24 protein-coding genes and 1 tRNA gene are annotated in these 21,321 nt (G+C 39.1%); 15 read left to right on the top strand and 10 right to left on the bottom strand.

Annotation, left to right across the window (positions count from 1 at the left end; all coding sequences use genetic code 11):
* The first annotated feature begins 1 nt into the window (after position 1).
* Together CVT14_RS08325 and CVT14_RS08320 are read left to right on the top strand one after the other, a co-directional pair.
* On the top strand, positions 2-3,079 hold the full coding sequence (locus tag CVT14_RS08325; protein ID WP_107850101.1) for a type I restriction endonuclease subunit R: 3,078 nt from the start codon (positions 2-4) through the stop codon (positions 3,077-3,079).
* The gene (locus tag CVT14_RS08320) at positions 3,069-3,728 is read left to right on the top strand and encodes a M48 family metallopeptidase (protein WP_021089731.1); all 660 of its coding nucleotides are present in this window, start codon (positions 3,069-3,071) and stop codon (positions 3,726-3,728) included. The genes CVT14_RS08325 and CVT14_RS08320 overlap by 11 nt, the downstream gene beginning before the upstream one ends.
* A 112-nt stretch (positions 3,729-3,840) precedes the next feature.
* On the opposite strand, the gene CVT14_RS08315 is transcribed toward CVT14_RS08320, so the two are convergent.
* The 7 genes from CVT14_RS08315 to aspS all read right to left on the bottom strand — a co-directional run bounded on the left by CVT14_RS08315 (position 3,841) and on the right by aspS (position 8,111).
* Positions 3,841-3,917: transfer RNA gene (locus tag CVT14_RS08315), tRNA-Ile, on the bottom strand.
* Between the two features lie 123 nt (positions 3,918-4,040).
* A complete protein-coding gene (gene ppa, locus CVT14_RS08310; protein WP_009294194.1) occupies positions 4,041-4,559 on the bottom strand; it encodes an inorganic diphosphatase in 519 nt (172 codons plus the stop codon).
* A 26-nt stretch (positions 4,560-4,585) separates the two neighbouring features.
* Entirely contained in the window at positions 4,586-5,056 is a 471-nt protein-coding gene (locus CVT14_RS08305; RefSeq protein WP_021089725.1) for a DUF4410 domain-containing protein, read from the bottom strand.
* Positions 5,057-5,149: 93 nt separating this feature from the next.
* Positions 5,150-5,344 (bottom strand): NirD/YgiW/YdeI family stress tolerance protein, encoded by a 195-nt coding sequence (locus CVT14_RS10865; protein ID WP_265094442.1) that lies wholly within the window; start codon positions 5,342-5,344, stop codon positions 5,150-5,152.
* Between the two features lie 6 nt (positions 5,345-5,350).
* A complete protein-coding gene (locus CVT14_RS10975) occupies positions 5,351-5,485 on the bottom strand; it encodes a hypothetical protein (protein ID WP_265094441.1) in 135 nt (44 codons plus the stop codon).
* A gap of 114 nt (positions 5,486-5,599) precedes the next feature.
* Positions 5,600-6,169, bottom strand: coding sequence for an adenylate kinase (locus CVT14_RS08295; protein WP_004317610.1), 570 nt, complete (start codon positions 6,167-6,169; stop codon positions 5,600-5,602).
* Positions 6,170-6,353: 184 nt separating this feature from the next.
* Complete coding sequence (gene aspS, locus CVT14_RS08290; protein ID WP_087582554.1) at positions 6,354-8,111, bottom strand: aspartate--tRNA ligase; 1,758 nt, start codon at positions 8,109-8,111, stop codon at positions 6,354-6,356.
* Between the two features lie 92 nt (positions 8,112-8,203).
* Between aspS and CVT14_RS08285 the strand changes: the two genes are divergently transcribed.
* The 13 genes from CVT14_RS08285 (at position 8,204) to mrdA (ending at position 19,807) form a co-directional block, all read left to right on the top strand.
* On the top strand, positions 8,204-9,079 hold the full coding sequence (locus tag CVT14_RS08285) for an NAD(+) kinase (RefSeq protein ID WP_107850100.1): 876 nt from the start codon (positions 8,204-8,206) through the stop codon (positions 9,077-9,079).
* Positions 9,072-10,592 carry an AAA family ATPase gene (locus CVT14_RS08280; RefSeq protein ID WP_199907331.1) on the top strand — a complete coding sequence of 507 codons (1,521 nt, stop codon included), beginning with the start codon at positions 9,072-9,074 and terminating at the stop codon, positions 10,590-10,592. The genes CVT14_RS08285 and CVT14_RS08280 overlap by 8 nt, the downstream gene beginning before the upstream one ends.
* Before the next feature lie 88 nt (positions 10,593-10,680).
* The gene (locus CVT14_RS08275) at positions 10,681-11,937 is read left to right on the top strand and encodes a diguanylate cyclase (protein WP_107850099.1); all 1,257 of its coding nucleotides are present in this window, start codon (positions 10,681-10,683) and stop codon (positions 11,935-11,937) included.
* Positions 11,934-12,719 carry a TatD family hydrolase gene (locus CVT14_RS08270; RefSeq protein WP_035170137.1) on the top strand — a complete coding sequence of 262 codons (786 nt, stop codon included), beginning with the start codon at positions 11,934-11,936 and terminating at the stop codon, positions 12,717-12,719. The genes CVT14_RS08275 and CVT14_RS08270 overlap by 4 nt, the downstream gene beginning before the upstream one ends.
* 65 nt (positions 12,720-12,784) lie before the next feature.
* Positions 12,785-13,996, top strand: a complete 1,212-nt coding sequence (locus CVT14_RS08265; protein ID WP_107850098.1) for a lytic transglycosylase domain-containing protein — start codon at positions 12,785-12,787, stop codon at positions 13,994-13,996.
* On the top strand, positions 13,983-14,843 hold the full coding sequence (locus tag CVT14_RS08260; protein ID WP_021089716.1) for a septal ring lytic transglycosylase RlpA family protein: 861 nt from the start codon (positions 13,983-13,985) through the stop codon (positions 14,841-14,843). Before CVT14_RS08265 ends, CVT14_RS08260 begins: the two co-directional genes overlap by 14 nt.
* A 15-nt stretch (positions 14,844-14,858) precedes the next feature.
* Entirely contained in the window at positions 14,859-15,434 is a 576-nt protein-coding gene (hisB, locus tag CVT14_RS08255; protein ID WP_035170145.1) for an imidazoleglycerol-phosphate dehydratase HisB, read from the top strand.
* Entirely contained in the window at positions 15,431-15,919 is a 489-nt protein-coding gene (locus CVT14_RS08250; protein WP_103594641.1) for a KdsC family phosphatase, read from the top strand. The genes hisB and CVT14_RS08250 overlap by 4 nt, the downstream gene beginning before the upstream one ends.
* Complete coding sequence (gene lptC, locus CVT14_RS08245; RefSeq protein WP_021086384.1) at positions 15,910-16,437, top strand: LPS export ABC transporter periplasmic protein LptC; 528 nt, start codon at positions 15,910-15,912, stop codon at positions 16,435-16,437. Before CVT14_RS08250 ends, lptC begins: the two co-directional genes overlap by 10 nt.
* Positions 16,410-16,886, top strand: a complete 477-nt coding sequence (lptA, locus tag CVT14_RS08240) for a lipopolysaccharide transport periplasmic protein LptA (RefSeq protein WP_107850097.1) — start codon at positions 16,410-16,412, stop codon at positions 16,884-16,886. The genes lptC and lptA overlap by 28 nt, the downstream gene beginning before the upstream one ends.
* A complete protein-coding gene (gene yihA / locus CVT14_RS08235) occupies positions 16,883-17,494 on the top strand; it encodes a ribosome biogenesis GTP-binding protein YihA/YsxC (protein ID WP_021089754.1) in 612 nt (203 codons plus the stop codon). The genes lptA and yihA overlap by 4 nt, the downstream gene beginning before the upstream one ends.
* A 1-nt stretch (position 17,495) precedes the next feature.
* Positions 17,496-17,987 carry a hypothetical protein gene (locus tag CVT14_RS08230; protein ID WP_021089735.1) on the top strand — a complete coding sequence of 164 codons (492 nt, stop codon included), beginning with the start codon at positions 17,496-17,498 and terminating at the stop codon, positions 17,985-17,987.
* The gene (gene mrdA, locus CVT14_RS08225; protein WP_021089770.1) at positions 17,984-19,807 is read left to right on the top strand and encodes a penicillin-binding protein 2; all 1,824 of its coding nucleotides are present in this window, start codon (positions 17,984-17,986) and stop codon (positions 19,805-19,807) included. Before CVT14_RS08230 ends, mrdA begins: the two co-directional genes overlap by 4 nt.
* Positions 19,808-20,031: 224 nt before the next feature.
* On the opposite strand, the gene rpsR is transcribed toward mrdA, so the two are convergent.
* The 3 genes from rpsR to rpsF are packed head-to-tail and all read right to left on the bottom strand — an operon-like array spanning position 20,032 to position 21,269.
* The gene (gene rpsR / locus CVT14_RS08220) at positions 20,032-20,292 is read right to left on the bottom strand and encodes a 30S ribosomal protein S18 (protein ID WP_021089765.1); all 261 of its coding nucleotides are present in this window, start codon (positions 20,290-20,292) and stop codon (positions 20,032-20,034) included.
* A 16-nt stretch (positions 20,293-20,308) separates the two neighbouring features.
* Positions 20,309-20,836, bottom strand: coding sequence for a single-stranded DNA-binding protein (locus CVT14_RS08215; protein WP_021087759.1), 528 nt, complete (start codon positions 20,834-20,836; stop codon positions 20,309-20,311).
* Positions 20,837-20,849: 13 nt separating this feature from the next.
* Positions 20,850-21,269: a 30S ribosomal protein S6 gene (rpsF, locus tag CVT14_RS08210; protein ID WP_004317779.1), complete on the bottom strand. Its 420-nt coding sequence runs from the start codon at positions 21,267-21,269 to the stop codon at positions 20,850-20,852.
* Positions 21,270-21,321: the final 52 nt, after the last annotated feature.

Below are 21,321 nucleotides of genomic sequence, written 5' to 3'. Positions count from 1 at the left end.
AATGACCCCAGATACTTCAGAAAATAAGATCCAGCAAAACAGCATAAATTTACTTCAAAGCTTGGGCTATAAATTTATAAGCAGGGAGGAAAATTTAAAGCTTCGTGGCGGTAAAACTAGCGAGGTTTTGTTTAGGGAAATTTTGACCCAAAAGCTTGGCGAGATAAATAGCTATGAGTATAAGGGCAAGAGGTATAAATTTAGCCAAAGTAGCGTTTTAAAAGCGGTCGATGAGCTAGCTGAGGTATCTTTAAACGAAGGGCTAATGGTCGCAAACGAAAGGATCACAAATTTACTCTTGCTTGGCACCAGTTTAGAAGAAAATTTAGAAGATGGGACGAGAAGAAGCTTCTCTTTTAAATTTATAGACTTTGAAAATTTACAAAACAACGACTTTTACGTGACTGAAGAATTTGAAGTAAGTAGAGTAAGCCAGAGCGATGCGCAAAAACACAGAAGACCCGATCTCGTGCTTTTTATAAACGGCATACCAATAGTCGTGATCGAGCTTAAAAAATCAAGCGTGAGCTTTGAAAACGGCATAAAGCAGCTTGAAAAAGAGCAGGGCAAAGATGAGATAGCGCACCTTTTTAAATACATCCAGCTAACTATCGCGGCAAACGGAAGTGGGGCAAGATATGGCACAACTGGCACGCCGTTTAAATTTTATAGCGTGTGGAAAGAACAAGACGAAGCAAAAGCAAAAGAGAGCTTAAAAAGCGTGATAAATGGTAGAGAGGTAAGTGCGCTTGATATGACGCTCTTTGCGCTACTATCTAAAGATAGGCTACTAAGGCTAGTTAGGCACTATATAGTGTTTGATAAGAAAATGAAAAAGGTTTGCCGCTATCAGCAGTTTTTCGCTATCGAAGAGACGCTAAAGAGGGTATCGGCGAAAAAAGACGGAGCAAGAGCGGGCGGACTCGTCTGGCACACGCAAGGAAGCGGCAAGTCGCTCACGATGGTGATGCTAACAAAGCTTTTAAAGCAAATTTACATAAACTCAAAGATCATCGTCGTAACTGACAGAATAGATCTAGATGGGCAGATACACGAGACTTTTGAAAATACGGACGTGAAAGCAGGGCGAGCAAGTAGCGGAAGCGATCTGATAGAGAAGCTACAAAGCGGCGTTAGCGTGATAACTACGCTCGTGCATAAATTTGAAAAGGTGAAAAACCAAAAGGTAGTGATAAGAGACGGCGATATATTCGTGCTAGTGGATGAGAGCCACCGCACGCAAGGCGGCGATCTGCATAAGGCTATGAAAAAGGCGTTGCCTCTTGCTTGTTATATAGGATTTACGGGCACTCCTATTTTAAAACGTGAGAAAAATAGCTTTGCGAAATTTGGTGGAGAAATTCATAGATATACGATAGATGACGCGGTAAAAGACGGAGCTGTGTTGCCGCTACTTTATGAAGGGCGATATGTGGGTCAAGAGGTGCTAGACCCTGAGGGGCTAACTAGGAAATTTGACCTCATATCAAGAGAGCTTGGCGATGAGGCAAAAAGGGACTTGCAGCAAAAGTGGGCGAGGTTTGAGCGTGTGGCATCAAGCGAGCAAAGGCTGGAGCTAATAGCTGTGGATATAAATGAGCACATCAAAAATACTTTGAAAAAAAGTGGCTTTAAGGCGATGCTGGCAACGCAAAGAAAATATGACGCTATAAAATATCATGAGATATTTGAGGAATTTGGAGAGATAAAAAGTGCTTATGTAATATCCAGCAACGAGCACGAGGAGCTTGAGGGCGGGCATAAAGAGTATGTCGCAAAGGCGTGGCAAGAGACTATAAAGGGTTATGGTAGCGAGGAAGAGTATCTAAAGCATGTGAAGGATGAATTTATTTATGGCGACGAGATAGACTTGCTTATTGTTGTGGATAAGCTTTTAACTGGCTTTGACGCGCCAAGAGCAAGCACACTTTATATAGATAAACAGCTAAAAGAGCATAATCTACTCCAAGCCATAGCTAGAGTAAATAGGCTTCATGACGGAAAAGATTATGGCTATATTATTGATTATAGGGGGCTTTTAGGTGAGCTTGATCAGGCGCTTACTAGCTATGCGTCGCTAAGCGGTTTTGACCCAGAAGATATAACTGGAGCCGTGATAGACGTAAGAAGTGAGATCATAAAGGCAAAGACCTACTATACCCATTTAGACGATCTTTTTAGAGGCGTGAAATTTAAAGATGATCTGGAAAGCTACGTGGCGGTTTTAGAAGACGCGCAAAAACGAGACGACTTTAAAGAGTGGCTATCGCAGTTTGCTAGGACGTTTAAACTAGCGCTTTCTAGCGAGAAAATTTATGACATATTAGGCGAAGAGGAGATAAAAGCCTATAAACAAAGGGTTAAATTTTATAACGAGCTAAGAAAGGCGGTGCAACTAAGATATCATGAGGCTTGCGACTTTGGCAAATACGAAGCACAGATGCAAAAGTTGCTTGATACTTACGTAAATGCACAAGGGGTCAATGAGCTTACGAAGCTCGTAAATATCTTTGAGACGGAATTTGACGATGAGGTGCAAAGGGTCGAGGGTAAAAACGCAAAGGCTGATACGATCATCAGTGCCGTAAGCGCGGTGGTAAAAGAGAAAATGGACTCAAATCCGACGTTTTATAAATCAATAGCGCAGCAGATACAAGATATCATCGACGAGTATAAAGCAAAAAGGCTAAGCGAAGAGGAAAAACTTGCCAAAGCAAAACTGCTAAAAGACCTAATAACTGGTGCTTTAAAGCCAAACGAAGATAGATATCCAAAAGAATTTAACGGCAAGGAAATTTTGTTTGCCATTTATGATAACTTGCTTGATATTTTAGGCAACGTGGGGCTTGCGGATATAGAGACGGTCGCTAAAAATTTGAGTATGAAATTTTATGAAATTTATGAAAAAGCCTCAAAGAAACCAGAATGGCACAAAAATATGGACGTGGAAAACGAGATAACAAGCCAGATGGAGGATGCACTTTGGGAGATAGAGGACGAATACGACGTTTCTATCGATGAGAAAGAGAAAATTTACCAAACTATCCGAGGCATAGGGATAAGCTTTTATGCAAAGTGACGTAAAAATCGTCCGAAAAGACGTAAAAAATATCACTTTAAAAGTTAGACCAAATGGCGAAGCTATCCTAACCGCGCCAAAAACGGCAAGCGATGAGCATATAAAATTTATCATGCAAAAAAGAGCCAAGTGGATAGCACAAAAGCGCACGTTTTTTGCCTCGTTTAAGACGAGCCAAAAAGAATACGTAAGCGGCGAGGATTTTAAGTATCTTGGGCGAAGTTATAGGCTAAAAGTGGTGCAGTCTAAAGAGGAGCGCGTAAAGCTTCAAAGGGGCTACCTGGAGCTATTTGTAAAAGATAAAAGCGACATAAAGCGAAAAGAAAATTTGATTTATGAGTGGTATCATGAAAAGGCGATGCTCTGTTTTTTTAATATCTTGCAAGGGTTTAACAAGATAGTAAAACAAGATATAAAAAGCGTAAAAATAAGGCAGATGAAGACGAGGTGGGGGAGTTGCAATCCATATAAATCATATATAAATTTAAACATAGAGCTTATCAAAAAGCCAAGAGCGTGCATCGAGTATGTTGTATTCCACGAGCTAGTGCATCTTCTCTATCCTGATCACTCAAAGAAATTTTATGACTATCTAACGCTTTATATGCCTGATTGGCAAAAACGAAAGGAAATTTTAGAAAGAGCTTAGAAATTTTGGCTTAAATTTTGGGCTATTAAACATTTTTTGTATTTTAAAAATATTTTAAAATCTAAGGAAAAATGATGAAAAATTTTTAATTTTTTAATGTTGATAAAGTAGGTGGTGGGTTCACCAGGACTCGAACCTGGGACCATCCGGTTATGAGCCGGATGCTCTAACCAACTGAGCTATGAACCCACAGTTGAAAGAAAATCGTATTATACAAGAAAAAGCTTATCTAAATATAAAAATAGCCTTTTTAATATGGCGTATAAAACGAACAAAATTTAAAAAGAAAAAGCCCTAAAATAGGGCTTTAAATTATTTATAATTTTTTATCGCAGCGTCTAAAATCTCTTTTGCAGCGTTTGCGTCTTTAAATTCTTTCACTTTAACCCATTTGTTTGGCTCAAGAATTTTATAAGTTTCAAAGAAATTTTTGATCTTATTTAGTGTCGCAGTTGGCAAATCTTCGTAGCTTTTTATCGCCTCATATCTTGGATCGATCTTTGTAACTGGCACAGCCAAAAGCTTCTCATCCATACCTGCTTCATCCTCCATCACCAAAACGCCTATCAAGCGGCAAGGGATGACGCTACCAGCTTGGAGTGGATACTCGTTTAGCACCAAAATATCAGCTGGATCGCCGTCAGCTGCAAGTGTGTTTGGCACAAAGCCGTAGTTTGCTGGGTAGAACATCGCTGAGTAAAGCACACGATCAACTACGACCGCACCGCTATCTTTGTCGATCTCATATTTGATATTTGAGCCATAAGGTATTTCGATTACGGCATTGATTTTGTCTGGGTTTGAGCCAAATTTAATCTTTGAAACATCCATATATTTGTCCTTTATGTTAAAAATTTTTATTTAAGAAAATTATCTTTTACTTGCTTAAAGATGGTTTCACCAGTTTCATTAAGCATGCCTTGTGAATCTCCACCAAATGCACCCATTGTCAAACCTCCTTCAACTTTAAAGTCGGCTACTTGTTGTTTTGTATTTGTGTCTACTAGTTTTACTAATGTCATACTTTTGCCACGACCTGCTCCAAAACCTACAAAGTATCTCAAAGCACGATTGCCTTCCACATACTCTGTAACCTCACAATAAATTTCAAGATCGTTGCCTTTTTTCATATTTTTTTCAAGCAACTCATTTATCTTGGCTTCTATTGTTTTATCATTTTGACCATTTTTACACAAAGCATACGCATTATCGTATTTTACACCACTCGTGTTGTGTAAAGGTGTATTTAGCCCAGCTCTAGCACAACCGCTAAAACATAGCACAGCAAGTCCTCCGATCAGTAAAGATAAATATGCTGTTTTTGCCATTTAAGCCTCCTTGTCTAAGCAAATTTATGATGTGATTTTAATTCTTTTTCTATTAAACACGGATAAAACTTAGATGCAAAAAAATGACTTAACTTACTTTATAACCTCTACGCTATCGACATCGATTTCTGTTTTTGTAAGCTCTTTATCCACTTCGCCTCTTATCCTTAAAGGTGTATCCTCGTTGGCTGTTACATTACCCCACTTTTTGTCGCCTATCTCAATAACGATAATGTCGCCATTTTTATCAACAAATTCATATTTGTCTGATTTGATGTGTGACTTTATCTTGCCCTAAAGTATGACTTTTGCGTTATCATTAAGCTTAAAAGCCTCTTTTACGCTTATCGTCTCGCTTGAGTGTTTTGATGCGAAACCTCCAGCCATTGCGATGCTAGCAGCTAGTGAAGCGATGATGATTTTTTTCATTTTTATCCTTTTAAAATTGGTTGTGAAATTTTCAAAGGATATTACATTTTTGATGTTAATGAAAGGTAAGTTTTATAAAAAGAGCCTTGCACCTTTTGATGCAAGGTCTGTGAGTTATATAAGTTTAGCTAGTAAATTTTTGATGTCAGCTACGATCTCGTCGATGCCGCGTTCGCCATTTACTACGTGAAGTAGCTCTTTTTCGCTGTAAAACTTGCGGATAGGCTTGATCGGATCAAGATATACTTTCATGCGGTTGTTAAAGACTTCGTTGTTATCATCAGCGCCTCTTGCACGGCCAAGCACTCTAGCTCTTGCCACATCTTCACTAACATCCACTTCGATGACGCCTTTTAGAGAAATTTCATCTTGCTCGCTTAAGACTTTGTCAAGCTCAGTCATTTGCTCAACGCTTCTTGGGTAGCCGTCGATTATGATATTTGATTTATTTGAGCTTTTGATAGCTGATACGATCGCATTTACAACAACGTCAAGTGGGACTAAATTTCCTTTTGAGATAAAGCCGTCTATCAGTTTGCCAAGCTCGCTACCACTTGCGACTTCAGCTCTTAAAAGATCGCCAGTTGAAAAGTGTGCAAATTTCTCATCATGCTGTGCGATGATCGATGCGTCTGTTGTTTTGCCGCTGCCTGGAGCGCCGATGATTAAAAATAAATTCTTCATTTTTTCCCTTTTTTATATTTTTTGAGCGCCTTTGAATGAGTTTGAAAATTTCACCCTGCAGCAGACTATATGTCTAGCTTTGGGATGAAATTTTCTGCACAACATCCAAATTCATCTCAAAAATTTAAATTTTTAAAATAACTCAAATTTAGACATCTAAAAGTCTAAATTTATTGCAAAAATCTTAATTCTTTTGCTCTTTTTCTCTTATCCTTAGTCCTAGCTCCCTAAGTTGTTCGTTACTAGCGTAGCTTGGTGCCTTTGTGAGTGGGCACTGAGCGCGCTGTGTTTTAGGGAAGGCTATGACGTCACGGATCGAGCTTGCTTTATTTACAAGCATATTTAGTCTGTCAAAGCCGATCGCGATACCACCGTGTGGAGGCGCACCAAATGTCAAGGCATCAAGCAAGAAGCCAAATTTCTCACGCTGCTCGGCTTCATCTATGCCAAGAAGCTTAAAGACTTTTTGTTGGATGTCGTTTTTGTGAATTCTTATACTTCCGCCGCCAAGCTCAAAGCCGTTTAGCACGACGTCGTGAGCGATAGAGAGGATATCTTCAAGATCAGGCTCGTCTATATTTTTTGGCATTGTAAATGGATGGTGCATCGCAGAGTAGCTGCCATCGTCATTTTGCTCAAACATCGGGAAGTCAAGCACCCATAAAAACTCAAGTCTATCTTGATCGATGATACCCATTTGCTCAGCTAGGAAAATTCTAAATCGTCCCATATAATCAAGCACGATCTTTTTCTTGCCAGCACCAAAGAATACGACATCGCCAACTTTTAGCTCACATCTTGAGACGATCTCGTCAAGATCGCTTTGCTCGAAAAATTTGCAAAGCGGACCTTTTAAACCATCTTCTTTCATCTGGAAGTAGCCAAGACCTTGTGCGCCAAATTTACGTACAAATTCTTCAAATCTATTCATCTCGCGCTTACTAAAGATATTGTCGCCATTTGGCACTTTTAGTGCTTTTATGCGGTTTTTCTTCTTATCTTTTGCGATAGAGCTAAAAATTTCATTGCTTGAGCGCTCAAAAATATCGATCACATCGATCATTTTTAGATCATATCTAAGATCAGGCTTATCCGAGCCGTAAGTCTCAGTCGCCTCTTTGTAGCTCATACGTCTAAATGGCGTTTTGATGTCGTGTCCGCAGGCTTTAAAGATATCTTTTAACATCGTCTCAGCCATATTTATGATATCTTCTTGCTCGACAAAGCTCATTTCGATATCTATTTGAGTAAATTCTGGTTGGCGATCAGCCCTTAAGTCCTCGTCGCGGAAGCATTTTGCTATCTGAAAATACTTATCAAAGCCAGAACACATCAAAAGTTGTTTAAATAGCTGTGGGCTTTGCGGGAGCGCGTAAAATTGGCCTGGATACACGCGGCTTGGCACTAGGTAGTCTCTCGCACCTTCTGGAGTTGCGCGTGTTAAAACTGGAGTTTCAAACTCGATAAAGCCCATTTTATCTAGGCTGTTTCTAGCTGCGATCGCTGCGCGAGAACGCATTTTAAAGATATTTTGCAAACGCTCGCTTCTAAGATCTAAAAAGCGGTATTTTAGCCTGATGTCCTCATTTACACTCTCATCACCTATCATAAATGGTAGTGGCTCGCTTGGATTTTCGATGATGAGCTCGCTTACTATCACCTCTATCTCGCCAGTTTTTAGCTTTGGATTGGTTAGCCCTTCGCCCCTAGCTCTTACTTTACCTTTTGCTTTTAAGACATATTCATCTCTTACTTTTGCAGCCACGTCGTGTGCTTCTTTGCTGTCAGCAGGGTCACAAACTAATTGTATAAGCCCGCTAACGTCTCTTAAATCGATGAAAACGACGCCACCGTGGTCTCTATATGTGTTTGCCCAGCCACAAAGTATTACTTCTTTGCCGATATCAGCTTTGCTAAGATCGGTGCAATAATGACTTCGCATAAAATGCTCCTTTGCAATGTTTTTTAGGCAATTATAATCGCTTTTTTCTTTTGAAAAGCTTTGTTAAAATAAAATATGTTACAATCATTTCTATGAAAAATGAACAAAAATTTAATACCACAAGCGCCAAAAAAGTGGGACTTGTCGCGAAAGATTATCCATTATTTAAGCAGGATTTAGCAAAGCTAGAAAAAATTTTAAAAAAGTATAACGCAGAAATTTTGCTTGAAAAAAACTGTGCAAAGCAGGTAGAAAAAAGTGGCTTTGAGCTTGTAAAGCTAGCCAAAGAGTGCGAATTTCTTATCACGCTTGGCGGTGACGGCACGATCATTTCAACTTGCAGAAAACTAGCTCACATCTCGCCACTAATACTTGGCATACATGCTGGCAGGCTAGGCTTTTTGACAGATATCACGATAAATGAGAGTGAGAAGTTTTTTAAAGACTTTTTTGATGATAAATTTGAGGTAGAAACGCCTTTTATGCTTAATGTTACGCTTCATAAAAATGATGGCAAAACTGAGAAAAAGATAGCATTTAACGACGCGGTCATCGTTAGTAAAAATGGCGGCTCGATGACACATATCGAGGCACTTCTAAATGAAAAGTATTTTAACTCATATTACGGAGACGGCGTCATAGTGGCAACTCCAGCAGGTACAACGGCTTATAACATGAGTGCAAATGGCCCGATTATATATCCGCTAAGCGAGGTCTTTGCGCTAACTCCCATCTGTTCGCACTCGCTCACGCAGCGTCCAGTCGTGCTTACCAAAAATCACACGGTTAAATTTAGAACAAAAAGCGACGCCATTTTAGTAATAGACGGCCAAGACCGCTTTGATATGAGTAAAATTTCAGCCGTCAGTATGAGCCTGAGCGACAAAAAAGCGAGGTTGATACGCCACATCGGCAGGGATTATTTTCAAATTTTAAAAGAGAAACTTCACTGGGGTTATAATGATTGATCGAATTTTGATTAAGGATTATCTAAATTTTAAAAATGTCGAGCTAAATTTCAAAGAGGGTCTTAGCGTATTTACGGGCGTTAGCGGCGCTGGCAAGTCGGTGCTAATGGGCGCTATAATGGCTGTTTTTGGGCTAAAAGATAGCGAGGCAAGGCTAATAGAAGCTGACGTGGAGCATAAATTTGAGCTTGATGAGTTTGGCATAGAAAACGAAGAGGTCAATATTTTCAAGCTTTTAAAAGATAAGAGCACGAGGTATTTTATAAACCAACAAGCCATCTCAAAGAGAAATTTAGCCCAAGTGGCGCGCGAGCACATCAAATATCTCTCGGCAAAAGAGGCAAATGAATTTGAAAATGAGAAATTTCTAAATTTGCTTGACAGGCTTGAAATTTCAAAAAATGAGAAATTTAAAGAGATAAAACAAGAATTTGAAGAGGCGTTTTTGGAATTTTCTAAAATTTCACGAGAGTTAGCCACTATAAAAGAGGAAGAGAAAAAGGTCGAGGAGCTAAAGGAGCTTGCTAGCTTTGAGATCGAGAAGATAAGAAGTGTCGGGCCTAAAAAAGGCGAGTTTGAAGAGCTTATGGAGACTAAAAAGAGGCTTAGTAAAAAGGATAAGATAAATGAGGCGTGGGCTAGAGCTGAGCGGATATTTGAGCTAGAGCACAGCGTAAATGAGGCGTTAAGTATCAGTGACCTTGATAGTGGCTTTTTTGAAGATGCGATGAATGAGCTAAGGGTGGCAAGAGATAGCCTAAATATGGAGGAGCTTGACGATATCGACGTGGAGAGCGTGCTTGATAGGATAGAAGCTCTTAATGCTATCATCAGGCGCTATGGCAGCGAAGAAGAGGCGTTAGAAGCGCTTGATAAAAAAGAAAAAGAGCTTGCTAGATATGAAAATTTAAGCTTTGAAAAGAGCGAGCTTGAGAAGAAATTTGAAATTTTAAGCAAAAAGGCAAATGAGCTAGCCAGCACTTTAAGCAAAGCAAGGTGCGTAAATTTAAAAGAGCTTGAGGCGATGATAAATTTATACCTAAAAGAGCTTTATATGCCAGATATCACGCTAAGGATCGAGGGCAAAAAGCTTGATATTTTAGGCGCTGATGAAATTTGTCTAAATTTAAATGAGACCTCGCTTAAAAATTTAAGCTCAGGCGAGCTAAACCGCTTAAGGCTGGCCTTCATAGCTGCCTCTAGCGAGATAACAAAAACGGGCGGTGATGTCATCATTTTAGACGAAATAGATGCAAATTTAAGCGGAAAAGAGGCGATGAGCATCGCAAATGTCTTGCTCAAGCTTGCAAATTTCTATCAAATTTTTGCCATTTCTCACCAGCCACAGCTTAGCTCAAAGGCAAATTCGCACTTCTTAGTAGAGCGTCACGGTGAGAGCTCAGTCGTAAGAGAGCTTGACAAAGAGGAGCGTGTAAATGAGCTTGCACGTATGATAAGTGGCGAGCATATCAGCGAAGAGGCGATAAATTTTGCAAAAGGACTTTTAAAATAGCTTGAAATTTAAGTTTTAAATTTAAGCTTTGTGATTAGGTTTATTTGTTAAAATCCGAGCTAGTTTAATAAAAAAACACAGGAATAATATGGAAAGAATTCTAGTAGTTGATGATAATAAGGCACTTGCTAAGCTAATCGTCATACAGATGGAAAAGAGCATTGAGGATATGGCGATCGACGTTGCGTATGATTTTGCCGAAGCCAAGATGCTTATTAGCGAGCACGGCAAAGATTATTTTATGACTATCTTGGATCTAAATTTGCCCGACGCACCAAATGGTGAGATCGTTGATTACGTCCTTGCACAAGGGCTCTGTGCTATCGTTTTAACTGGCAGCATTGATGATAAGACGAAAGAATTTTTTATAAACAAAGATATAGTTGATTACGTCTATAAGGGCAACATGGATGATATCAACTACATCTTTCAAATGATAAATAGACTAAGTAAAAATAGACAATACAAAGTCCTAGTCGTTGAGGACTCGCTGCCTTTTAGAAATATGATAAAAAAGATCTTAACTAGCCTTCAGTTTAAGGTCCTAGCAGCAGCCCACGGCGAAGAGGCGATGAGCTATTTTGCTGATAATCCTGATATAAATTTAATCATAACTGACTATAGAATGCCTGTCAAAGATGGTTTAGAAGTCTTAAAAGAGGTGAGAAAAGAGAAAGATAAAAACCACCTTGGCGTGATCGTGATGACCTCGCCTAGCGAAAAAACAGATGCTGCGATATTTTTAAAAAATGGAGCTAGTGACTTTATAGCAAAGCCATTTTCTAAAGAAGAGCTTATTTGTCGTATAAATAACACTATCGAGGCGATGGAGAATATAAATAAGATAGCAAATTTTGCTAACCGCGACTTTTTAACTGGCGCTTATAATAGAAGATATTTCTACCAAGATATAGAAGAGTACGTTCAAACAGCTGAAGAGCTTGATGAACCTTATGCGTTTGCTATGCTTGATATAGATCACTTTAAAAAGATAAACGATACATACGGGCATGATGGTGGCGATAAGATACTAAAATCACTCGCAAAAATACTAACTGATAACACAAAAGGAAGCGATGTGGTCGCTAGGTTTGGCGGCGAGGAGTTTTGTGTCGTTCTTAAAAAGATAGCAAAAGAAGAGGCGATTAAATTTTTTGTAAATTTAAGAGCAAAAGTGGCTGAAAATGAGGTAATTATAAAAGATAAGATCGTAAGAGTGACCGTCTCTATCGGCATATCTTTTGGAAAAGGTCACTGCGAGATAGATGATATGCTTGAAGCTTGCGACTCAGCGCTTTATGTCGCAAAAGAAAATGGCAGAAATAGGGTAGAAATAGCTTTATGATTATAGATACGCATTGTCATTTGGATAGTAAAGTTTATGATTTTGACCTAGAGCAAATTTTATCTGAAGCCAGAAATTTAGGGCTAAAAGGCTTTATTATCCCTGGAGCTGATATTAATGATTTACCAAAAGCGGCTAAAATAGCGCACGAAAAAAGTGATATTTTCTTTGCCGTTGGAGTTCATCCCTATGATAAAGAGAATTTTAATATAGAGACTTTGAGAGAATTTGCCAAAGACAAAAAGTGCGTGGCTATCGGTGAATGTGGGCTTGACTACTACCGCTTGCCAAAAGATGAAGGTGAAAAGATAAGAGAAAAAGCCGATCAAAAACGTGTTTTTCTAGCTCAACTTGATTTGGCAGTTGAGTTAAAAAAACCCGTTATCCTCCACATCAGAGAGGCTAATGAGGACTCTTTTAACATATTAAAAGAGTATGCGCTAAAGCTTGAAGCTGGAGCGGTTTTGCATTGTTATAATGCTTCGCCACTTCTTTTGGAGCTTTGTAAATTTGGGAATTTTTACTTTGGCATAGGTGGCGTTTTGACATTTAAAAACGCTAAGAATTTAGTTGAAATTCTGCCAAAAATTCCTTTTGATAGGGTATTGATAGAGACTGACGCCCCTTATCTCACACCAGAACCAAATCGTGGTAAGAGAAATGAGCCGGCGTTTACGACATTTGTTGCTAAAAAGATAGCTGAAATTTTAAACCTTGAATTTGAAGTAGTTTGTAAAACGACTTCAGATAATGCCAAAAGGTTATTTAAGTGCTTTGCCTAAATTTTGGGCATTGTGCTTGCTTAAGATGCTAGCATCATTAAGCTTTGACACGAAAAAGGATAGAAATGAAAGCAATGCTTAAGATATTTTTATTATTTGCATGTAGTACCTTGCTACTAGCAAACGCCCCTGAGAAGAGCTCTTACGACACTCAGGTTAAAATTTTAAAAGAGCTAGACATCGATGCTAGCTTTATGAAAACTTCTCACTATGCAAAGATGAGACAAGGCATACAAAACTCACAGGTAAGAACATTTACAGATGCCTTGAAAAATGGCTATATGTATATACCAATGATAAAAGAGCAGATCAAAAAATCGGGCGTCCCTGAGTCGTTTTTTTATCTAGCGATGATAGAGTCAGGCTTTTCAAATCACACTGTTTCAAATTCTAAAGCTACTGGTATGTGGCAGTTTATGGAGCAAACAGCAAGAATTCACGGTCTGAAAGTAGGGCAATACACCGATGAGAGAAAAGATCCGGTTGAATCAACTGTCGCAGCTACAAACTATCTAAGATCACTTAAAAATCAATTTGGCAAGTGGTACTTGGCGGCAATGGCATATAACTGCGGCGATGGTGCATTAAAAAAAGCTATACAAAAAGCTGGTACAGACGATCTTGTAACACTTCTTGATGCTGAGAAAAAATACCTCCCAGCTGAGACTAGAAATTTCATCATTAAAATTTTAAGAGCAGCATATATAGCAAAAGATGCGGACTTTTTGATATCTAAAGAGTCATCTTTGCTAAACATAAATGGTGGATTAAGACTTACTAAAGTAAAAGTGCCAGGCGGTACAAATTTAGCTCAGATAGGCGATAGCATCGGTCTTAGCACAAAAAAGATGAAAAGCAACAACCCGCATTTAAAATTTGTATTTACTCCTCCAACTTTAAAAGATTATTACGTTTATATCCCTGAAAATAAAAAACAGCTTTTCTCAGATAATTTCAAACCATTTAATGGCAAAAATAACTTCTACGCATACACTGTAAAAAAAGGCGAGACCTTGCTTTCTATCTCTAGAAAAACAGGCGTTAGCCACAGAGCGATCAAGGACTACAACGAGCTTAGCACAAATGCAGTAAGCTATAATCAAAAACTAATAATCCCTTTTTCTACTCAAAATAAATCTCACAACTACGTAGTTCAAACAGGCGATACAATCGCATCTTTATCAAAGAAATTTAATGTAAGTGAAAAAGATATAAAAGATGCAAATTCTTTGGCTAGTTCAAATTTAAATGTCGGAGCAAATATTGTCATACCGTAAGAGCCTAAATTTCTACTTAGGACTAAGTTTTACACTTCTAATCACTGGCTGTTCTTGGAGTGGGGCTCCATTTACTCCAAGTGGCCCAACTAATGTAAGAGGCAACAACTCTGCCTCAGTTCAAAAAGCAACAATGAGACCATACACCATAAATGGCAAAACATACTATCCAACCGTCGTAAGTGTCGGCGATAAAGCTAGCGGAACGGCAAGCTGGTATGGTCCAAATTTTCACGGCAAAACGACCTCAAATGGCGAAGTTTATAATATGTACAATATGACTGCGGCGCATAAAACTTTGCCGATGAATACAATACTTAAAGTAACAAATTTAAGAAATCAAAAAAGCGTCATCGTGCGTGTAAATGACAGAGGACCTTTTGTGGCTGACAGGGTGCTTGACCTTTCAAAAGCAGCTGCGATGAAGCTTGATGTCATCGGCACTGGTACAGCTCCAGTTAGTATGGAGGTTATCGGCTTTAATGAAGACATTAACGCTGTTACAACTGCTAGCACGCAACCAACAAAACCAACAAGCACTGGCATAAAAGTGCCAAATCCAGTCTCTCCAACGGCCCCAGTTGGCGGCATCGTGATCTCATCAGAGCAGCGCGTTGTGGGTGGAGATTTTATGGTACAAATTGGCTCGTTTAAAAACCTTGAAGGCGCAAATAGATACCAAAGAGAGCATAAAAGCATAGATGGCTATAGATCAGTCGTTAAGACATTTACGATAGATGGCTCAACTATTTATAGGGTATTTTTAAATGGCTTTAGAAGCGAGGACGAGGCTAGGGATTACGCAAGGAGCGGTAAATTCCAAGGTGCATTTATAGTAAGAGGTTAGGACGTGAGAGAGGAAATTTTAGAACTAACTAGAAATACAAAAGAGACGCAAATTTCAATGAAGCTTAAAATTTACGGCTCTGGGGTTGCAAAGATAAGCACAGGCATTGGCTTTTTCGACCACATGCTTGAAGCTTTTACCAAGCACTCTTTGCTCGATCTTGAAATTTTATGCAAGGGCGATACGCATGTGGATTTTCACCACAGCGTCGAGGATGTAGGCATAGTTTTGGGGCAGCTTTTAAAAGAGGCTTTATATCCATTAAGTGGTGTTGAGAGGTTTGGCGAGGCGAGCGTTGTTATGGATGAGGCGGCTGTTTTTTGCGCGCTAGATCTTAGCAACAGAGCCTACCTTGTATATGAAAATTTTAATGAAAATGCCAAAGTTGGTGAGTTTGACACTGAGCTTGTGGAGGAGTTTTTTAGAGCAGTTGCCATAAATTCAGCCATAACTCTTCATCTAAATCAAATTCGTGGCAAAAACACTCATCACATCATCGAAGCAACGTTTAAATCATTTGCCGTAGCACTCCGCAGAGCGCTTGCTAAAAACGCAAGGATCGGCACTCCAAGCACTAAGGGCGTTTTATGATAGAGATTATATTTTTAGACGTTGATGGGTGCCTCACTGATGGCAAAATTATCTACAATGCAAACGGCGAAGAGCTTAAATTTTTTGATGTAAAAGATGGATACGCGATAGAGAGCTGGCTAAAGCTTGGCAAAAAGGTAGCTATCATCACTGGCAGAAAGTCAGCTATCGTTGAGCGAAGGGCTGAGGATCTAAAGATAAATCACGTCTATCAAGGCATTGGCGATAAATTTGAAGTAGCAAGCGAGATATTAAAATTTGAAGGGCTTAGCTTCAAAAACGCAGCAGCTATCGGCGATGACTATAATGACTATAAAATTTTAGACGCAGTTGCTTGGAGCTTTAAGCCAAAAGATGCCATTAAAGAGCTTGACGTAAAGACAAAGCTAAAGCACAAAGGCGGCAATGGCGCTGTTAGAGAGATGATCGAGATGATCATAAAATCAGAAAATTTATATGACGAGTGGTCTAAGCGTTGGTTGTAAAAATTTTCTACTTCGTCGTGGCTATTTTTAGTGCTGTGATGATATTTTTAGCTGCACAAGACCCATACCTAGCAAACGTGCTAAAGGTTGATACAAAGATATCAAATATGCAGGTAAATGATGTGGTTGATTACGAGATAAACTCAACTAAGATAAGCGGAGTTTATGAGAGTGACGAGCTAAACAGATATAGTGACAGGGATGAATTTTTAGACTTTAAAGCGAGAATTTTAAGGGGAAATTTAAGACATTTTCTAAGCTCAGACAAGGCTATCTCGCAAAATGATGAGATAATCTTTCAAAAAAATGCAAACTATGAGAACAATGATAGTTTGAAATTTAAAAGCGATGAAGTTATATATAACACAAAGACAAAAATAGTAAGATCAGAAGCAAATTTCACCATCACTAGAAATGGCGACAAAGCACTAGGCGATAGCGGAAGCTATGATCTTGGTAAAAAACAAACGCAGATAAAAGGGTTAAGGGCATGGGTAGAAGAGAAACAGCGATTTTAGCGATGATTTTAGGCTTTACATTTTTAAAAGCAGAGCAGGTTGAGATCACATCAAATGATTTTTTTGCAGATGAAAACAAACAAATCAGCGAATTTGTAGGCAACGTAAATATCAAAAAAGGCTCATACGACGAGCTAAAGGCAAACAAAGTCGTTGTGCATTTTGATAAAAAGCGCCAGCCAGTAAAATATGTAGCCACAGGTAACGCTAGGGCTAAAATTTTTATGAAAGATAAGCACTATGACGGCAAGGGTGATACGCTTACATACGAGCCAGCAAAGCAGACATATACAGTAACTGGCAATGGCTACTTGCACGAGGTAGAGACTGATAAAAATGTCTATGGTGATAAGATCGTGGTCAATCAAAAAGATGGCACATATAGCGTAAATAGCGACGAGAAAAAGCCGGTTAAATTTATCTTTCAAATAGAGGATAAAACCAAGTGATAAGAGCCTTGAGCGCTAAATTTATCACTTCAAGCCCAAGCATAAAAGAGGCTCCAAGCTTTGTGACAAGCGAGGTGGTCTTTTTGGGTAGGTCAAATGTGGGCAAAAGCAGCCTCATAAATGCACTTGTAAATCAAAAAAATTTAGCCAAAAGCTCATCAACTCCTGGCAAAACGCAGCTTATAAATTTCTTTGAGGCTGAGTTTTGTGAGGAAAAAGAAGAGGGCGAAAAAGAGAAATTTAAGCTCATCTTGGTCGATTTACCAGGCTTTGGCTACGCAAAAGTGGCAAAGTCAAAACACGATGAGTGGCGTAAAAATTTAGATGAGTTTTTGAAATTTAGAAGCGACATCAGACTTTTTATACATCTAATCGATGCTAGACATTTTGACCTAGACATCGACGTAAATGTGGATTCTTACCTAAAAAGCTTTTTAAGAGCTGATCAGAAAATCTTAAATTTATACACAAAAAGCGACAAGCTAAATCAAAGCCAAAAGAGTGCGATAATGAAATTTGACCCAAGCGGCATTTTGGTCTCGACACTCAGCAAAAGCGGCATCGACAAGGCACGGGAAGCTATCATAAACCACGCTCTTGGTAGGTAAAATGCAAACCATAAGCAGCTTAGACATTAAAATTTTTAAAGGCTTTTGGTGGGTCATTTTTTTGCTCTCTTACGAGATCGCAACTACGCAGTTTGGCTTCTTGCCGCCACTTATTGGCATTTTTTTTACATATATGATTTTAGAGTATTCAAGAAAGCAAAAGCAGTATGATGAGTTTAAGCCCTCATGGTATTTTTCGCTCATTTTCTTGGTCTTTTCCGAGCAAATTCATGGCTTTTATCTCTTCTCAACGATCATTGCGTTTTTGCTATTTTACAACTTCGTGCTAGACTGGCTCTATACGACGATGAAGTGGCGAAACTGCCTGCTCATCATCTTTGTCGCCTCTGGCTATGTGCTAACTTTTCTTGTAAATAATCTTTTTGCATACGTCTTAAATGAGCCAAATTTGACTTTTAGTGCAGAGTATCTATTTTTTATAGCGCTTGAAAGTGTGCTTGCTATCGTGCTTTTTAGGGACAAAGTGCTATGAGGATGCGTATCGTTTTTGGCGTGATCGCTCTTTTTTGGATCATGCTTTTGGGGCGGATTTACCACCTAAGTGTCAATTCAAACACCTACTACAACGAGATCGCCGAGCAAAATGCGATAAAAACTATCTACATCCCGCCAGTTAGAGGCATCATCTTTGATGCGCACGACAAGCCTATGGCGGTCAATCGTCTTGGCTTTTCTATCTATGTAAAGCCGCACCTTAGCGCAAACAAAAAGGTGAAAATTTTAGACGATGAGCTAGCCTATATCGGCTCGCTATTTGGCGATCTAAACGTCACCAAGCTTAAAAATGAATATATCAAAAACGACTCAGCTTATAACCAAGACTTCATAAACGTGGTCGAATTTGTTGATTATGATAAATTTTTGCCATTTTTTGCACCCCTTTCTCTGCGTGAAAATTTAGAGATAAGACCCGCATCAAAACGCCACTATCCATACAATGACCTAGCTTCTCACATCATCGGCTACGTTGGCAGGGCAAACCAAAAAGATATGGAAAATGACCACTTGACAAAGCTTACAAACTATATTGGCAGAAGCGGAGTAGAGCGCTTTTATAACCCGATCTTGCAAGGAATTCAGGGCTTTAAAAAGATCAAGGTAAATGCACTAAATGAGGAGATCGAGCAGGTGAGCTATCAAGCGCCACAAAGTCAAAACATAAAGCTCGCCGTCGATCTTGAGCTTCAGCAATTCGTCGCTGACGTCTTTGGTAAGGATGCAGGAAGCGTTATAGTTATGAGCTTAAAAGATGGCGCCATCATCGCAGCAGGAAGCTTTCCTGAGTATGATCTAAATCCTTTTGTGCTTGGAATTTCTCAGGCTGAGTGGGAGGAGCTTGTAAAAAACGTCGATCACCCATTTACAAATAAGCTGATAAACGGCCTCTATCCGCCAGGATCTGTCGTAAAAATGGGTATGGCACTTGCCTTTTTAGACAATGGCATGAGCAAATATGATAGCTTTTTTTGCAGTGGATCGTATGAGCTTGGAGGGCGTAAATTTCGCTGCTGGAACTCGCATGGTCACGGTACGGTCAATATGAACACAGCCATTAGAGAGAGCTGTGATGACTATTTTTACAAGGGTAGTCAAAAGATCGGTATAGATGCCATTGTACCGATACTTGAGCGCATGGGCTTTGGTAGAAAAACAGAGGTTGATTTGCCAAATGAATTTGTGGGGACCTTGCCAAGCAGGGAGTGGAAGATGAGGAAGTATGGCAAGGCGTGGTTTCAAGGCGAGACGCTCATCACCTCTATCGGACAGGGAAATTTTCTAGTAACGCCTATGCAGGTAGCTAAATACACAGCAGGCCTTGCAACTGGGCTAAATGTGACGCCGCATTTTTTAAAGAGCATAGATGGTAAGGATGTTGATTTTACGCCAACAGATGATGCTTTTACGCCGTTTGAAAAGTCGCAGCTACCTGCCATTAGACATGCGATGTATGAGGTGGCAAACCACCCAAGAGGTACGGCAAATAGGCACTTTGTGGGAAGCCTCGTAAAGGTTGCGGCAAAGACTGGAACAGCTCAAGTCGTCGGCATCTCGCAAACTGAAAAGAAACGTATAAAAGAAGAAGATATGGCGTATCTGCAAAGATCTCACGCGTGGATGACGACCTATGCTCCTTTTGAGGATCCACAATACGTCATCACGATGGTTGTCGAACACGGCGGTCACGGCGGTAGCGCTGCTGGACCAAAAATCTCTCAAATTTATAACAAACTAGTTGAAATGGGATATATAAAGCTAGATAAAGTCCAGGCTGATAAAGATAAAAAACAATAAATTCTATCTCTAAAAAATTACTAAATATGTCTGTGTGTATTTGTTTGCTCGCAAAACGTGAAATAGTTCTTGAAAGATAAAAAATATAATTAATGATTAGCTACCTTATGGGTGACATGTATTCTTAATTTTGATATTAATTAAAATAAATATTTAAATTTGTAATGAAGTGATTAAAAATAGTTTTTGAAATTTTAGCCCAAGAAAGGGCTAAAAATTATGGATTATAGACCTTCAAAAGGGTTTGTAGCTACGTCTTTGCGATCAACTATATAAGGTATGATAGCTGCGTGGCGAGCTCTCTTGATCGCTTTTTCTACCATCTCTTGGTATCTTTTTGATGTGCCAGTTAGGCGTCTTGGCATGATTTTAAATCTCTCTGACAAGCAATACTTCAAAAGTGAAGTGTCTTTGTAGTCTATAAAATCAATCTTTGCTTCTGTAAATTTGCAATATTTGCGTGAATATTTTCTTTTTTCTGCCATTTTTTATCCTTTAAAATTAAAACGGTATTTCTTCATTGTTGAAACTATCAGCATCAACGTCTATATCAGGAACTTCTGAATAACTCTCTTGCTTTCTTTGCGGCGCAGCTTGTGGTCTAGCCTCTTGTTGGCGGTTATATTGGTTATTTTGATATCCGCCTTGTTGTCCGTAGCCACCGCTATTTTGGCTATTCATAGAGTATCCGCCTTGTTGCGTTTGGTTATTTGAGCCAAGCATCTCCATGCTTTCAACGGCGATAGAGTGTTTTGAGCGATTTTGTCCGTTATTGTCGGTCCACTGATCAAATTTGAGTCTTCCTTCGATAAGCAGCTTTGATCCCTTGTTGAGATATTGGTTTGCTATCTCTGCACTCTTGCCAAAAAATGATATATCAATAAAGCAAGTCTCATCTCTTCTTTCCCCATTTGAGGTGATTTTGCGTGTCACAGCTATACTAGAATTTCCTATGGCAACGCCGCTAGTAGTATATCTAAGCTCTATATCTCTGGTTAAATTTCCAACTAATACTACTTTATTGAACATTTTTTATCCTTGATTATTCTTCTGTAAATGTTTGCTCGTCTACTTTTTCAGCTCTTGGCTCGCGTGGTGCTCTTGGCTCGCGAGGTTCTTTTTTTATAGTTTGCTTGATACCTTTGCAAAGTCTTTCCCAAGCTGCGATTTCGCGTTTGTTTTCATATTTAACGCTTAAAAATCTTATGATATCTTCTGTGATCCTTACATTTCTTGTAAGCTCTGCAAGAAGTGCTGGTGGAGCTTTGTAGTAGATAACAAAATATGTTCCACGCTCATATTTTTTGATGGTATAAGCTAGTTTTCTAGTGCCCATCTCAACGACAGTAGCGATCTCGCCGCCGTTTTTTGTTATGACTTCTTTTACGAAATCAACCTTAGCTTTAACTTCCTCTTCCGTCAATGTCGGCTTAAGAATAAATAAAAGCTCGTAATGTTTCATTTTTTCTCCTTATGGATATTTAGCTCACTTTGTGAGCAAGGATTTTGCATTA

Source organism: Campylobacter concisus (assembly GCF_003048445.1).
In the GTDB taxonomy this organism is placed as follows: domain Bacteria; phylum Campylobacterota; class Campylobacteria; order Campylobacterales; family Campylobacteraceae; genus Campylobacter_A; species Campylobacter_A concisus_BF.
Note: the sequence above shows the minus strand (reverse complement) of the source record. Positions and strands in the feature narration are given on the sequence as shown.